The 14,846-nt window shown below is 43.1% G+C and carries 14 protein-coding genes; 9 read left to right on the forward strand and 5 right to left on the reverse strand.

What is annotated here, in order from left to right:
• Window positions 1-32: 32 nt before the first annotated feature.
• Window positions 33-638: an alpha-ketoglutarate-dependent dioxygenase AlkB family protein gene (locus ACWPOD_RS00305; protein ID WP_167427854.1), complete on the reverse strand. Its 606-nt coding sequence runs from the start codon at window positions 636-638 to the stop codon at window positions 33-35.
• A gap of 131 nt (window positions 639-769) precedes the next feature.
• Between ACWPOD_RS00305 and ACWPOD_RS00310 the strand changes: the two genes are divergently transcribed.
• Window positions 770-2,125: a diguanylate cyclase gene (locus tag ACWPOD_RS00310; RefSeq protein ID WP_167427212.1), complete on the forward strand. Its 1,356-nt coding sequence runs from the start codon at window positions 770-772 to the stop codon at window positions 2,123-2,125.
• 388 nt (window positions 2,126-2,513) lie between these two features.
• Here ACWPOD_RS00310 and ACWPOD_RS00315 read toward each other — a convergent pair whose 3' ends face one another.
• Window positions 2,514-4,070, reverse strand: a complete 1,557-nt coding sequence (locus ACWPOD_RS00315) for a DUF3612 domain-containing protein (RefSeq protein ID WP_167427213.1) — start codon at window positions 4,068-4,070, stop codon at window positions 2,514-2,516.
• A 176-nt stretch (window positions 4,071-4,246) separates the two neighbouring features.
• Between ACWPOD_RS00315 and ACWPOD_RS00320 the strand changes: the two genes are divergently transcribed.
• Entirely contained in the window at window positions 4,247-4,825 is a 579-nt protein-coding gene (locus ACWPOD_RS00320; RefSeq protein ID WP_005393653.1) for an aldolase/citrate lyase/malate synthase family protein, read from the forward strand.
• A gap of 104 nt (window positions 4,826-4,929) precedes the next feature.
• Here the strand turns inward: ACWPOD_RS00320 and gefA are convergent, their stop codons facing one another.
• Window positions 4,930-5,943: a diguanylate cyclase GefA gene (gene gefA / locus ACWPOD_RS00325; RefSeq protein ID WP_005393654.1), complete on the reverse strand. Its 1,014-nt coding sequence runs from the start codon at window positions 5,941-5,943 to the stop codon at window positions 4,930-4,932.
• A 366-nt stretch (window positions 5,944-6,309) separates the two neighbouring features.
• Here gefA and ACWPOD_RS00330 point away from each other — a divergent pair, with 366 nt between their 5' ends.
• The 3 genes from ACWPOD_RS00330 to ACWPOD_RS00340 are packed head-to-tail and all read left to right on the forward strand — an operon-like array spanning window position 6,310 to window position 9,899.
• Window positions 6,310-7,644 (forward strand): DASH family cryptochrome, encoded by a 1,335-nt coding sequence (locus ACWPOD_RS00330; protein ID WP_456231409.1) that lies wholly within the window; start codon window positions 6,310-6,312, stop codon window positions 7,642-7,644.
• Between the two features lie 3 nt (window positions 7,645-7,647).
• Window positions 7,648-9,192, forward strand: coding sequence for a cryptochrome/photolyase family protein (locus tag ACWPOD_RS00335; protein WP_258689198.1), 1,545 nt, complete (start codon window positions 7,648-7,650; stop codon window positions 9,190-9,192).
• Window positions 9,192-9,899, forward strand: a complete 708-nt coding sequence (locus tag ACWPOD_RS00340) for an SDR family oxidoreductase (RefSeq protein ID WP_456231410.1) — start codon at window positions 9,192-9,194, stop codon at window positions 9,897-9,899. Before ACWPOD_RS00335 ends, ACWPOD_RS00340 begins: the two co-directional genes overlap by 1 nt.
• Window positions 9,900-9,970: 71 nt before the next feature.
• On the opposite strand, the gene ACWPOD_RS00345 is transcribed toward ACWPOD_RS00340, so the two are convergent.
• Both ACWPOD_RS00345 and msrB read right to left on the reverse strand, forming a co-directional pair.
• Window positions 9,971-10,117: a DUF2256 domain-containing protein gene (locus ACWPOD_RS00345; protein ID WP_074189751.1), complete on the reverse strand. Its 147-nt coding sequence runs from the start codon at window positions 10,115-10,117 to the stop codon at window positions 9,971-9,973.
• Window positions 10,118-10,168: 51 nt separating this feature from the next.
• Window positions 10,169-11,311, reverse strand: coding sequence for a peptide-methionine (R)-S-oxide reductase MsrB (gene msrB, locus ACWPOD_RS00350; RefSeq protein ID WP_257888485.1), 1,143 nt, complete (start codon window positions 11,309-11,311; stop codon window positions 10,169-10,171).
• 203 nt (window positions 11,312-11,514) lie between these two features.
• Here msrB and ACWPOD_RS00355 point away from each other — a divergent pair, with 203 nt between their 5' ends.
• From ACWPOD_RS00355 to ACWPOD_RS00370, 4 genes are all read left to right on the forward strand, one after another.
• Window positions 11,515-11,913 (forward strand): OsmC family protein, encoded by a 399-nt coding sequence (locus tag ACWPOD_RS00355; protein WP_005393675.1) that lies wholly within the window; start codon window positions 11,515-11,517, stop codon window positions 11,911-11,913.
• Between the two features lie 128 nt (window positions 11,914-12,041).
• On the forward strand, window positions 12,042-12,596 hold the full coding sequence (locus tag ACWPOD_RS00360; RefSeq protein ID WP_005393677.1) for a sugar O-acetyltransferase: 555 nt from the start codon (window positions 12,042-12,044) through the stop codon (window positions 12,594-12,596).
• An 87-nt stretch (window positions 12,597-12,683) separates the two neighbouring features.
• On the forward strand, window positions 12,684-12,917 hold the full coding sequence (locus ACWPOD_RS00365; protein WP_005393681.1) for a hypothetical protein: 234 nt from the start codon (window positions 12,684-12,686) through the stop codon (window positions 12,915-12,917).
• Window positions 12,918-13,946: 1,029 nt separating this feature from the next.
• Window positions 13,947-14,816 carry a hypothetical protein gene (locus ACWPOD_RS00370; protein WP_456231411.1) on the forward strand — a complete coding sequence of 290 codons (870 nt, stop codon included), beginning with the start codon at window positions 13,947-13,949 and terminating at the stop codon, window positions 14,814-14,816.
• The last annotated feature ends 30 nt before the right edge of the window (window positions 14,817-14,846 follow it).

Genomic DNA, 14,846 nt, shown 5'->3' on the forward strand with positions numbered 1-14,846 from the left:
CATCAATATTAATTAAGAATGTAAAAGCTGAGTCAATAGTTAAAAATCTGTCGAAAAGTCAGATTGATACGTTCACCTTTGGTTTTCGCGGTTTTTGGTACACAGTGTTTCCAGTGATGTTGGAGCTCGCCAGCCATAACCAGTAAGGAGCCGTGAGAAAGCTCATATTCAATCTCAGTTTTACAATGTAAATTTCTGAGCAAAAATCGACGTGTTTCACCTAAATTCAAAGAGGCGATAACCGGATTTCTACCTAGCTCTGGTTCATTGTCTTGGTGCCAGCCCATCGAATCTTGGCCGTGTCGGTATAGGTTGGCAAGTACAGAGTTGAAGGCTACATCCGCAATCGTCTCACAGCGCACTTTGAGCTGAGTTAACTCAGGAGTCCAAGGGTGAGGCTGCATGGTTAAGCCTGAGTAAGTATATGCTGCATCACCGTGCCACGCTTGTAAACGAGGTTGAAGTACTGACTTGCCGAACATGGTAATGCGCTCTTGATGCCATGGCAGTATTTCCAGAAGTTGGTCAAAGTAGTGATCCGCTTCTAGATGGCTAAGAAAGTAAGGATCGTAATAGAGTTTACCCCTTTCTACTTCTTGCCACTGAGTACCGCCAAATAAATCGCCTTGTTGATGCATCATCTCATACCTAAAACATAAAAAATTTTAATCACTGTTACCTTTCCGATTGGGATTGGTTATTCTTGTGATAATAAGAATTTTAACAATAAATAAAAATCTCGTAACGATATACGAGTTGTGGGGAGAAAATGCGTTATTTACCCAGAAAGCGATGCTATTTTGCATTGTTCTTCCTCTGTTTTTTCGCTTTATGCGTTGGGGTTATTGAGCTGTTGCATCGAAATCAGCTAGAGCTTCATCAAGAGCGAGTTCAAGTTGAGGCTAAAGAGCAACTTTCCACCCTCCGTTCCAATTTGGAAGCGGTACTTATGGCGGATATCTATAAAGCCAGTACCTTGGCGACACTCATTACTTTACTGCCTAAAAACCAAGAAGACGAATTGAACATTGCGGCTCACCGCATTCTGAGCAAAAGCGAACATATTACGATCATTGGCATTGCGAAGAATGATGTTATCAGTCATATATTTCCCCGCCAAGGTAATGAGCGTTTAATCGGCCTCGATTACCGAACGGTGCCACAGCAGTGGGTACAGGTACAAAAAGCTAAGGATATACAAGAAATATTTATAGCAGGGCCTGTCAACTTGATTCAAGGCGGCAAAGGCTTGATCGTGCGGGTTCCGGTTTTTCTTGATCCACCGTTGAACCAAGATTATTGGGGTGTGATCAGTGCGGTGATTAATTTTGATGCTCTGATGCGAGAAACTGGCGTGATCGATTTCTCTTATCGCTATCCTTTGATGATTCGTGGTTACGACAGTGGCGGTGCTTTTGGTGACGTTTTCTTTGGCGCACTGAGTGAAACCAAAAAGCCATACGCGAAAGAAATGGTTCATTTTCCTTATGGTGGGTGGAGTATGGTGGTTTTCTCCGGAGACAAACTAGACCATCAAATTCCTTGGCATCAGCTTTATTTAGCAAGGCTCATCGGTTATCCCATTGTTTTTGCACTGAGCCTCGCGCTTATTGCGATTTATCGCTTGTACACCATTGCGGATGATAGAGCACTGCATGATGAACTGACGCACTTACCAAACCGTCGCTATTTTATGAAGTTTTACAAGCAGCAGTTTGAAATAGCGAAACGTTACAAAAAGCGTTACAGCTTCGCCTTAATCAATATAGATCTGGATAGGTTTAAACATATTAACGATACCTATGGTCATGACGCAGGCGACAAGGTCTTAGTCGCTACGGCTGAAAGAGTGAGAAGCTCTCTGCGTAAATCAGATATAGTGGCCCGAATGGGAGGTGATGAGTTTTTAGTTGTCGTTCATAACCCTGGGACGGAAGAAAATGTTCAGTCTCTGCTACAAAAGCTCAGGTTAGCTTTATGTTCGACGCCCGTGATTTACGATGAAGCGCTCATCTACCTGAGAACCAGCATTGGGTACGCGATATTTGATCCGGACATGTCATCTCCAGAGCAAATGATGAAAATCGCTGATGAGAGAATGTATCAACAAAAACATGGCGGATGAGCCTGAGCCCAGTTTCAATAAGGACTTTGGAGCAGTGGTAAGGTTGAGAATCCGAAATCTCACCATCATTTGGGTATAAGAATATATGACTTTACATGTCAATAGACTCTTTGCTGAGAGAGTCATTATTAGCAGTGCATAAAGTGGCATATTTGCACGTTGTTGCATTTTGCAAATGCAGTTTGCGAAATTTATGGTTAATAAAGCAACGATATGCATCTGGATCTATTAAAAAACGGCCTTTTTAAAGTTGGCACGCATCGTGCTTTATCTAGAGTGACCCTTATTAAGCCGAGGGTCACCTAGCCAACTGACGTTGTTAGTGAATACACATTGTTCACAAGTATATACCGCCAATCACGATTATTGTGATTGGCGTTTTTTCTTTCTAGAGACCAATAATATTCACGTTGTCACCTGTCTCATCGGCTTCTCCGCACTTACTGTAACAACTAGGCTGCCTTGGACAAACGGCCCCTCTTGAGCAGATTAGCCTAGCTTGGGTTTGAATACCTCGTTCTATCCAATTGATGTTTAATATCTTAGCGATGGTTGTTAAGTCTTTTTTGATGTGGGGAGGAATGACACTACTTCCGCCGGAAGCGACACAAAGTGACTTCAGCTCTTCCGCAATAGAAACCGCATCACCACCTTGCGCAGAAATCGCAGGGTTTAAATCTATCCCCGCGCACAACACTCGGTTGTTCCCCGCAGGGTCAAATACGTTGACTGATTCACAACAGTAAATACGTGGCTCGTCGCCTACATTCAAAATCGAAATTTGCGCTGAACTGGTATCCAAAGGTTGGGCTAGACGTCTAAATACGGCCCAGTGTTGGCAAGGATCGTTCACTTTGCGCATATTGCCCCAAGGAAGCGGGATGCCATTTCCACGATATACCGCTTTCAACTTGCCCGGACCATAGGCATCAAAGTAGTGCCAATGAGGGTACGGAGAAACCACGGTCATACGACGCATCGCAACGGAAGGAGAAACGCCGGCCTTTTTGTGAACATCAATTTCGTAACCGGAACGGTCAAGTAACTGACGAAATGGTACTTTGGGGCAAAGCAGGGCACCAGCAAAAAAGCTGGACTCAAAATCGCGCCATGCTTGTAGGATATCTTGCGAGTTGAGCTCAGAGTTGGAAACTGGGCTGTCCATTTGCTCCCAGTTGTTTTGGTGCCCAATAGATAAAACGTTATTCATTGCATCACTGCTATGGAGCACGCGATGGCCGATGTATACCGCCAAGTCATATTTCAAGCGGGTTGGGTAGTCACGCATTCGTTTATTGAGATAAATGGTGCCAGGTGGCTCCATGAAAGACGTAATCAACTGTTTGGCGCAGACGCCCAGTTCATCAATCACATCCTGTGGTGCTCGGTCTACCCAGCGGATATCCAACCCCATGCTTTTCGCAATATCTATCAGATCTTCTACTGATAGATTCAGGCGCTTCAAGCCGACCTCTTCGGCTGCGCGTTCTAAATCAGGAAAATGGTTTTGATGGTTCTCTTGGTGCGCACGGATCAACAAGTGGGCGAATTGACGTCCAGTAATACCCGTTTGAGACAACATCTCTGGAATCGCGATTTGGAGAATATCATTGGAGAACAAAAAGCTCGGCTCCAATGCCATACCGTTGATACCGCCACGATTCCCTTTGTTGGGTGTAATGGCTTCTAATTCCGGTTCATCATCTAAAAACCACGCAGGATCTTTTTGAAAAACTTCCGCGATTACTTCGAGCATATCAATACTCGGAACGCGTTTTCCGCGCTCTATCATCGAAAGGTAAGATACCGACGGTGCGTACTCAGGATTAATCCTTACACAGCGTGCAGATAAATCCTCCATCGTTAAATGGTTGTTTTTCCTTAGGTTGCGAATTTTCGTACCTAGAAAATGGGACTGACGAATAAGGCTTTTTGACACAGACATTTTGTAAAATTCACATTGTAAAATTTTTGTTGTGAAATTGTAGTCAATATTTCGCTAGTCTACATAATAAGCAGGCAAGGAAATTAACCATCAACTTCACAGAATTGCCTGAAACTTAAACGAAGGAATTAAGTTTTTACTCTAGGACGAGTTTTTTTAAGTGCGAGGATATGACGATGAATATGCTGAACTTCGATAAAAAAGAGATGCAACAACAACAACGCCCATTTATCGCTGAAGCTGTATTTGCCGTCGAAGCGGTAAGTGCTGAGCAGCAGAGCGAGAAGCAAGTAAAAGCGAAGCAACTACTAGACCGCATGTTCCCATTGGAGAACGGGTCGCACCAAGATGTATCAAGTTACGTAATTGATTACCGCCATGTATTGGCTTACTTCAAAGACGGCACACACAGCGGCCTGAAAAGCCCAAAACACTTTGTGGCGTATACGGGTGAGAAAGAAGATCCAAAATCGATCTTGTTTAAAGACGATTCAGGTAACCACGTAGAAGTGCTATTTGGCTGTCATAAAGGCACCGGTTGTGTGGAGTTGATGGATATTGATGACATTCAACTGGAAACACGCACTACGTTTAATCCTGAACTAACGGGTAATGCGCCGACGGCGATGCGCCACTGGATCAGCTTAATCAAAGGCGACAAAAAAGGTAAGCCGATGGCATGCAGTGAAGATAAAGAATACACTGCGAAAAACGGTGACGACTATATTCTAAGCTACTGCTACAGTGTCGATTAAGATGTGAAGCGCCAGATAAATAGACCCCGCACTCAATAGTGCGGGTTTTTTATTCTATTTCGAAAAAGTCGGTCCTATTAACCAAGCTTACATAACAAATTGATTTAAATGGGCATCACGCGGTTACGACCGAGTTGTTTTGCCTCATAAAGTTGCTTATCGGCTTTATTGACCAGAGCTTCAGGTGTATCACCCACCTCATATTCTGCTACCCCAAAAGAAGCGGTAATGCTGTGAACTTGTGTACCAGAACGCTTATCTCTGATGCGCAGTTTTTCTATCATGCGGCGTAGTGTGTCTGCATATTGGCGAGCAATTCGCAGAGATTTATTGGGCACAATTAAAGCGAACTCTTCACCACCAAAACGATACGCGCATATTCCATCTCGACAGCTTTGTTGTAGTCGACGGGCAATGGCTTTTAGTACCGTATCGCCGAAAAGGTGGCCATAATTGTCGTTAAATGACTTGAAATGGTCGATATCAAGCATGATCAAGGTCATTGCTTGATTTGATGCGATAAGCGAAGACAGATCTTTATCAAAAGCTCGACGGTTGTAAAGGTTGGATAGACCATCAAACAATGCGTCTTGCTGTACTTCAGCCAGCTGATTTTTGAGGCGAGAAATTTCTTCACTCGCATTAGTTAATTGGCTATTCAAAAACTTTGTCGAGTGACGAATTTCGTGTGACTCTGCGACAAGTTGACGAATCACCACCATCACTTCTTCAATACTTAAGCTGTTGTCTTCAACTTTTTCTAGCTTATTAAAACTTTTGTCTACCATTTCAGAAAAGGAAGAAGTATCTGAAAGTGTATCGCTCATCGAGCTGGACACTTCATGCAGCAGAACTTCTACATTGGTTCTAAGATCTTCAAGGCTAGTTTCTGCTTTACTGGCAACATAGTTGTTATAAAGCTGTTTATTGGTTGCAGGCGGGCAGATACCGTAGTTTTCTAACACCGTATCCAACTCAAAGTTGAGTTCAGGAATGGTCTTGTCAACGTAGGTATACCAAAGCGCATAGTTGGCTGGCGTGGCAGCAACATGATTTTTGATCATTAGTGGGACCGCTTTTTTCAAATTAGCGGTCGATTTTTTAAACTCGTCGGTCATTTCTGCGATGGTACTAGCAAAATGGAATTGGACTTAGATTAACGGATATTAACCAATATCGCTTTAATTTTTATCATTTTTGCATGGTTTATATAAAAAATGAGTGATTAAGACCGTTATCAATATCGCCAAATTTTAGTTTTATAAAATCTTAGTATGAAACATACGCAAACGATGTTTTGGTGTTAAGGGCTCTAAGATGACCAGCCAATCGGTTTAGTGAGATTGTCAGTAACCTAATGATCGTAAAGCTCTATTGCCCGTACAACAACGAGTGGAATAAAAGACTTAGCGCTTAGGCTATTTGCAACAAGAACGCGGGGACTCCGAGTTTACAAAAAACGAGTTTACAAAAGAGGGGGCGACTTGGATAAGAAAATAGGACTGTATTGGTTCACTAATGACCTGCGTTTGCATGACAACCCGCTGTTGATAGACGCTTGTGCAGAAATGGATGAGTTAATTTGTTTGTATTGTCGCCCATCGGTGACACCTTACTTGCAGCACTTTGCGCAGGAGACCTCTTTAGGCCGTGCGAAATTGCAGTTTCTCGAGGCATCGCTTAATGAACTTAATCAATCTTTAGCTAAATTGGGGCAACGATTATGGACGGTTGAACTGACACCTTATCAAGCGCTCAAATATGCCATCAGTCATTTCGGTATCACTCATATTTATGCTGATGCGTTTGCGGGTTCGGACGAGCAACAGGCACTAGAGCGTGCAATTAAAGGCACTCCCCATGTGAACATAAAACAGCAAGCGATCCGCACTTTGTTGTGCGAAGAACAGTTACCATTTGAATTAAGGCAACTGCCTGTGACCTTCACGAAATTTAGAAAGCAGGTCGAAGGTTTAGACCTCTCTCAGCCTTACGAGAGCGTTCATGCTTTACCGCCAGCACCTTCAGGTACGAATTTTCCTACCGCCACGACATATTACTTTGACACCAAACCAGCATTTGATGGCGGAGAACTGAGCGGTCTTGAACATTGTCGACGCTATTTTGCTTCAAGTTTAGCGAGCGAATATAAACAGACGCGCAATGGGCTTGATGGGGTGGAGTATTCAACTAAATTTTCACCTTGGTTAGCTCATGGTTGCGTCTCGCCTACAATCATTTATGCCATGCTCAAACAATATGAGCAAAAGAACGGAGCAAATGATTCAACCTATTGGATCTATTTCGAGTTGTTGTGGCGGGAATACTTTTATTGGTACGCGAGAAAGTATCAACAGAAGTTGTTTCGATTTGGCGGTATCGCCAACCAGCCACCACTGACCAGTTTTTATGCGCAACGCTTCAAACAGTGGAAGAAAGGCGAGACACCTTTTCCAATAGTCAACGCATGTATGCATCAACTTAATAAAACGGGTTATATGTCTAACCGAGGGCGCCAACTGGTCGCGAGCTGTCTGGTTCATGAACTCGGACTCGACTGGCGCTACGGTGCTGCTTATTTTGAAACTCAGTTGATTGATTACGATGTCGGCTCTAATTGGGGCAACTGGCAGTATTTGGCTGGTGTTGGCGCTGACCCACGTGGCTCACGTCAGTTTAATCTAGAAAAGCAGACACAAACTTATGATCCAGATTTCTCATTTATCGACAAATGGCAGGGGAGATGCGTAGGCGTACATCTTGATAGTGTCGATATGGTGGATTGGCCGATTGCGCCAAAAAAAGAGAGCGGGAGATAACCAATGCATTACGAGACGGTTCGGCTCATTCTTGGTGACCAACTTAATAGCGAGCATTCGTGGTTTCAACGTGTAGACGATTCGGTGCTTTACCTTGTCGCTGAGTTAAAACAAGAAAATACTTATGTTACGCATCATATTCAAAAGGTGTGTGCTTTTTTCTCTGCGATGGCGAATTTTGCCAACGAGCTGCAGGAAGAAGGGCATCAAGTTTTGCACCTTACGTTGGATGACACACAATCTTTCGAGGATCTTGCGCAAGTCTTACAACACTACGTGAGTGAAGTTGGTGCAAGTAAGTTTGAATATCAACGTCCCGACGAATACCGTTTACTAGAGCAGTTAGCCAAACTAAAGCTTGATGGGGTCGTGATGCGCAGCGTCGATTCGGAACACTTTTTGTTACCGTTTGAGGAAATAGAATCGCAGTTTCCTCAAGGTAAACACATCATGATGGAGCACTTTTACCGCCGGATGCGTAAGCGTTTCAACATTTTGATGCAAGACGGTAAGCCTATTGGTGGAAAGTGGAACTACGACGCCAATAACCGAAATAAACTTAAAGCAAAAGACATTGAACAGCTGCCAAAGCCATTAATGTTTAGTCATGACGTCAGTGATATTGTCGAGCGCTTAGGTCGGCACAACATTCAAACCATAGGTAAATTAAATGGTGATTTACTTTGGCCAGTAAGTCGCTCTCAAAGCTTGTCTTTACTCGCGCATTTTTGTCAGGTCTGTTTGCCACTGTTTGGTCGTTTTCAAGACGCCATGACAGGTCAGCACGAGGCTAAATGGAGCTTGTATCATAGCCGGATTTCGTTCTCGCTGAACAGTAAGCTGCTGAATCCGAGAGAGGTGATTGACGCTTCACTTAAGGCATTTCATGCCAATGCCGACATAGACATTTCTCAAGTAGAAGGTTTTATTCGTCAGATCTTGGGGTGGCGAGAGTACATCCGAGGCGTTTATTGGGCGAACATGCCTCATTACCCGAAAAAGAATGAACTGGAAGCGAGTAGAAAGCTGCCAGACTTCTTCTGGAACGGCGAAACCAAAATGGCCTGTATGCGAAACGCGATTGGCCAGTCTCTTGATTACGCTTATGCGCACCACATTCAGCGCTTGATGGTAACCGGTAACTTTTGTTTATTAACCGAGATCGACCCAGACCAAGTGGATGAATGGTATCTCGGTATCTACGTTGATGCGATTGAATGGGTAGAAATGCCCAATACGCGCGGTATGGCACTGTTTGCAGATGGTGGGATTGTTGGTACCAAACCGTATGCGGCGAGTGGCTCTTACATCAACAAAATGAGTGACTACTGTAAGGGTTGCCACTACGACAATAAGGCGAGGAGCGGGGAAGGATCGTGTCCGTTTAACAGCTTGTATTGGCGCTTTATGAACAAACACGACAAACGCTTAGCAACGAATCCACGTATAGGGATGATTTTCCGATCTTGGGACAATATGGAAGAGCAGCAACGCCAAGCGATATTAGATACCGCAGAGCACTATATGGAAAACTTGGAGAGCTTGTAATGGACATACTGATCGTTGGTGGAAATGGCGGCATTGGATTGGCGATCGTTCAACAAGCGCTAGTTCGCTTTCCCCAAGCTCGCGTGCATGCCACTTATCGTAATCACCAACCAGATTGGCAACACCCAAATGTATTTTGGCATCAAGTGGATGTATCGCAGGACGAGCAGGTGAAAGCACTCAGTGAGCAAATTGAACATGTTGATTGGTTGGTGAACTGCGTTGGTATGTTGCATACCCAAGATAAAGGTCCTGAGAAGAATCTTAGCTCGCTCGACGCAGACTTTTTTCAGCAAACCATCATGGTTAATACTTTGCCGAGTTTACTGTTGGCGAAATACTTCACGCCCAAGTTAAAACGCAGTACCAACCCCAAGTTTGCGACCATTTCGGCCAAAGTTGGCAGTATTAGTGATAATCACTTAGGCGGTTGGTACAGCTATCGTGCATCGAAAGCCGCGTTAAATATGTTCCTCAAAACCATGTCGATTGAATGGCGGAGAATGGTCAAACACGGGACTGTACTCGCTCTTCACCCAGGCACAACAGATACGGCTTTGTCGGCACCTTTTCAAGCGAATGTACCTGAAGGAAAGCTGTTTAGGCCAGAGCGTGTCGCGCGAGACTTATGGGGATTGATTGACAAAGCAATCCCGCAGGATAGTGGGGCATTTTGGGCTTATGATGGTGCCTTGTTACCTTGGTGAAGCGCAGCTTGGTCTGGGCAAAGTAACCTTGGAAAATAAGGCTAGCAGTGCGGCATAAAGTTTTTGTGGTTCTAACTTTTGACTGATTTGTTTCTTCGGCAGCGCTCAGAACAGTAAACGACTTCGTCCCAATTTCTTGCCCATTTCTTTCTCCAAGAAAATGGGCGATGGCAAACAGAGCAGATTTTGGTTGGTAATTGTGTTTTAAAACCTTTCATCTGGTCCTCCCCATTCGCCATCGTATGCCCTTGAAGTTGAATGAATACGAACTATTTATCAAAGAGATACAGATACTCTTCATACCCCTGCGTTTTCATTTCACTTACAGGTACAAATTTCATTGCCGCAGAGTTCATGCAGTAGCGTAATCCTGTTGGCTTCGGACCGTCTTTAAAAACATGACCAAGGTGAGAATCGCCAAACTTACTGCGAACTTCCGTTCTTGGATAAATCAGCTTGTAATCGGTTTTTTCAACGATGTAACCTGGGTTGATTGGCTTAGTGAAACTTGGCCAACCCGTCCCCGATTTGTATTTATCGGTAGAAGAAAACAACGGCTCACCAGTTACGATATCAACGTAAATCCCCGCTTCTTTGTTGTCCCAATATTCGTTGTCGAACGGACGCTCGGTGCCTTCTTCTTGTGTTACGTAGTATTGCAACTCCGTTAAGTTTGATTTGATCTCGGACTTAGCAGGCTTACTGTACTCTTTCACTTTTGATAGCAACTTTTTTTCTTCGATCAACTGACGAAGCGTTTTTGGGGTCTCTTTACGATCATCACCAAATACTTCATCCAAGTATTTATCTCGACCAGACGCATAGCGATAATACTTATACTTTAAGCTGCTCTTTTTGTAATAGTCTTGGTGATACTCTTCTGCGGGATAAAACTTTTCAAACTCGATCAATTCTGTTTTCAACGGTTTTGGATAGATCATCGCCTTGTCGATTTCCATTATAAACTGTTCTGCGATCTGCTTTTGTTCAGCGTTATGATAGAAAATAGCAGGGCGATACTGTGGGCCACGGTCGACAAAAGAGCCTTTATCGTCAGTAGGATCGATATGACGGAAAAAGTAGTCCAACACTTGCTCGTAACTAACCACTTTAGGATCGTACTTAACTTCGATCACTTCTATGTGACCTGATTTACCTGATGAAACTTGGCGATAAGTTGGGTTTTCAACATGACCACCAGAATAGCCTGATACGACATCGACTACGCCAGTCAACTGTTCCAAATCCGATTCTGTACACCAGAAACAGCCGCCAGCCAGTGTCGCGATTTCTGCATTCTCTGAAGCCTTCATCTTATCCATCGTATCGGCGGTGCCTGCTTTACTCAAAAGTAGGAACAAGACAGGAAGTGCGAAAGAGAATCCGACCAATAACTTAGATATATTCTTCATAGCTACCTCAACGTTGTTTTCCGTAGAAAGTGTGACTGAAATAAAAAGTGTTACGTATAGAGAAAGGCAACCGAGCGAAAAAATTACAGCAATGTTGAAAATTCCGTTGCCCTTTTATGCGAGAAAGCTAAAGTATCGACACGAAATACACCGCTTGATAGGGCAACGATGTCTTCAACGAGCGATGCTAAATGAGGTAAATCATGCAAGCAGAAGTTAAATGGGTAGAAGATTTTAAATTCCTTGGGCAATCTCAGTCGGGTCACTCCGTAGTGATGGATGGCAATGGCGGTGCAACGGCACCAAGCCCAATGGAAATGGTACTAATGGCCGCTGGTGGCTGTAGCTCTGTCGATGTTGTCGACGGTTTGAAAACGGCAGGCCAAAAGGTCTTGTCAGTTAATGCCAAGCTAACCACAGAGCGTCGTGAAACCGCACCACGTATCTTTACGCAAGTGAATATCCACTTTGAAGTTTCAGGTGACGAGCTTGACCCAGAAGTCGTAGCAAAAGTGGCGGCTGACTCGCTAGAAAAATACTGCTCGGTTTGCTTAATGCTAGGTGAAGGTGTTGAGATGACCCACAGCTGGGAAATCGTGTAAGTCGACAGACTCCACAAAATATAAAAACAGGAAAGAGAAAAGTGCAGGCTTTTCTCTTTTTTATTCCGCAATTCACGTACCGTGTGATTAATCTGAAAGTAGTAATCGCAGGTTTTAGGAGTCTCCCAGTGACAGAACTCGAAAAAATGATGTCTGGTCAAATCTTTGATGGCATGGACAAAGAAATTGACGCCATTAGAAGTCATGCTCTTCAAGCACTTAGAGCGCTCAATAACAATACCGACGAAAGTCAGCGCGACGAATTACAAAAACAGCTGTTTGGCAAAGCGGGTCTTTGCATTGTTCAAGCACCTTTCCATTGCGAGTTCGGTAAAACCATCGAAATCGGCGAAGAAACCTTTATCAACATGAATGTGGTCATGCTTGATGGCGCTAAAATTACCATCGGGAACCACGTGCTAATCGGTCCAAGCGTGCAATTGTATACGGCTTCTCATTCTGTTGATTACCGAAGTCGCCGACGTTGGGAGACGTTTTGTAAACCTATCACGATTGAAGATGATGTGTGGATTGGTGGTAACTCCGTCATTAACCAAGGTGTAACGATTGGTGCTCGCTCGGTGATTGCGGCGAACTCGGTCGTCAACCATGATGTGCCGCCAGATTGTCTATACGGAGGCACACCTGCTAAGTTGATTCGTCGTCTCAACGAAGAAGAGTAAGAATCGATAGTGATGGTATGATGACTCGCTTTACAGGCATAAGAGAATCATGCCATCAGAAAGGGATAATTCGCCAAGGAGTCTAAGATGTCGAACAAGACAGAAGTCCTCATGTGCCCTACATGTGGGGTAGAAACGCATCATGTAGTGGTGTTAGTCAGAAAGAAAAGTGGCTTTGAAGGCGATAAAAATCGCAACAAGAAAGAGTTCATCGCTGGATTTCTCAAAAGTGTAGTGTTCGGCGCCTTCCTTGCTTCTATGGATGAATTTGAACGTCACTTGATCTGCGAAAACTGTGGTCATAAAACCATTCAACAGTAACTGATAGTCTTTCTTTCTCTGCATAAGTTCATAAGTGCGGTTTGAAGCACTGGTTATTCAAATCGCATTATCCTCTTTTAGTGCTTTTGCTCTTCTTATGTTCCTTTCTCAAAAATGAGTCACATCAGTACGCATTTTAACCGCTTGGATACAGGTAAATCACTGCTATGTATAATAAATTTTGGTGGGAAATACGTGTTTCAGCTCGATGTTTAACCTCTGTTCTATCGACACGTTTTGGGTCCGTAAACACTTAAATTTCGTTTGCTTTATGTTATATACAGTGCGGTTGTGTGAAATTGGTCACATTAATGTTTAATTTATAAAAAAACATTTAATGAATAGTAATTCACAAATATGCTGACCGTATGTGCTATTTAGTTTTGACTTATCTTTTGAGTATTCACTTGGTGAATGTTTTGTTGGTTTTAGATTGACTGAAAGTTTGATTTTCTATTCAAACTTGTGAAGGGTTGAATAGATATATTAGAAAACATGAATTTGATCTTGTTTCTATCTTTTGTTTTAAATGCGAAATTCATTATTAACAACGGATGGTTTTGATGATTTCTCTTATGTGTATCCCACCAATTTTAGAAATTGAAAATTAAACTTTCTCAATACAATAACGACTAAAATTAAACGGAATGATGTTCTTATATTTTTTGTATTTTAACTTATACATTTTTACTCATTCATTTTAACTGTTTTTGTTGATTTTAAGTTATTGATAATAATTGTCTTTTAGCTTTTATTTTAATGGCGTTGCTTTGCTGCTTCTTTAATGTTGTGGTGAGTGGTTTTATTTATAAAAAGTCATTTTAAAGTACGTTTTAAGCAAAGTAGAACGCGACAATACTCAGATAAATAGTATTAAAAAATTAAATAAGGATTTAACCATAAGAGTAATTTTATGGTTGATAGGTTTATTGGGGTTGATTATCTGAATTTTTATGGAATTTCATCCCAATAATCTGTTTGTCTTTAAGTTTATTCTAATGAACTTAATTCTCATGGAAGTTTCAAAACATGCAGCACACAACAAAGTGGATGATGACGCCGCTTGCAATGTTGTTGGGTACGCTGTTTTCAGCGCCATCATTCGCGGTGGAAACGAGTGTAATTGATAGCACTAGCACGCCTGAATCTACACAAAATGAAGGAGATGCGTCCTGTATTGTTTGTAAGTTTAGTGGGGCCGTTTACCTATCTTACGATACAAACATTTACGATAAAGACGACTACCGTTCTGTCCGCAATTTCTCGTGGGGAGGCGATCTCGTTTATTCCTTTTCGAGCGACACAAAAGCCTATTTTTCTACGGGTGGCTATCGTGCCCTAGAAGATGAAGTCGGCACCTACGCGACAGATTCGGTGTTGGGCTTGCAATACACGAACCTATATCGCTTTGGAGATACAGGGAAAATCGGCGTTGCGGGTCAGCTCACCATTCCAACTTCAGAAACATCTCGTAAAGATGAACTGCACACCGCGGTTCGTTTAGATGTGCCGATCTCTTTTTCAGCTTGGAGCGTCGATTTTTCGGTTTCGCCAAGACTGAGAAAAAATTTCCACGAATACAAAACCATGGGGGGACGCTCGCTGACTGAGTGGACTTACTCATTGTTTGCTGTTGCGGAAAAGTCGTGGGAATCGTTCGCAGTGGGGATCACGGCGTTAGGTGGTAACAGCATCAGTTATCAAGGTACGCGCAGAAGCAGTTGGCAGTATGAAGGGGCGTTGTACGGCACATACGAGTTTGATGAATGCTGGTCATTGCTACTCGCGGCGTCATCAACGGGTTTCTATCAAGATGCAGAGCGAGGCACCTTGGGCAACATCGATTTGTTGGACCAAGAGAAAGCGTCTTACATCGCGACAGTGACTTACTCCTTCTAGGAAAATAACAACAATTAAGGATATCCAAAT

The sequence above is a fragment of the Vibrio sp. JZG120 genome (genome assembly GCF_053890955.1).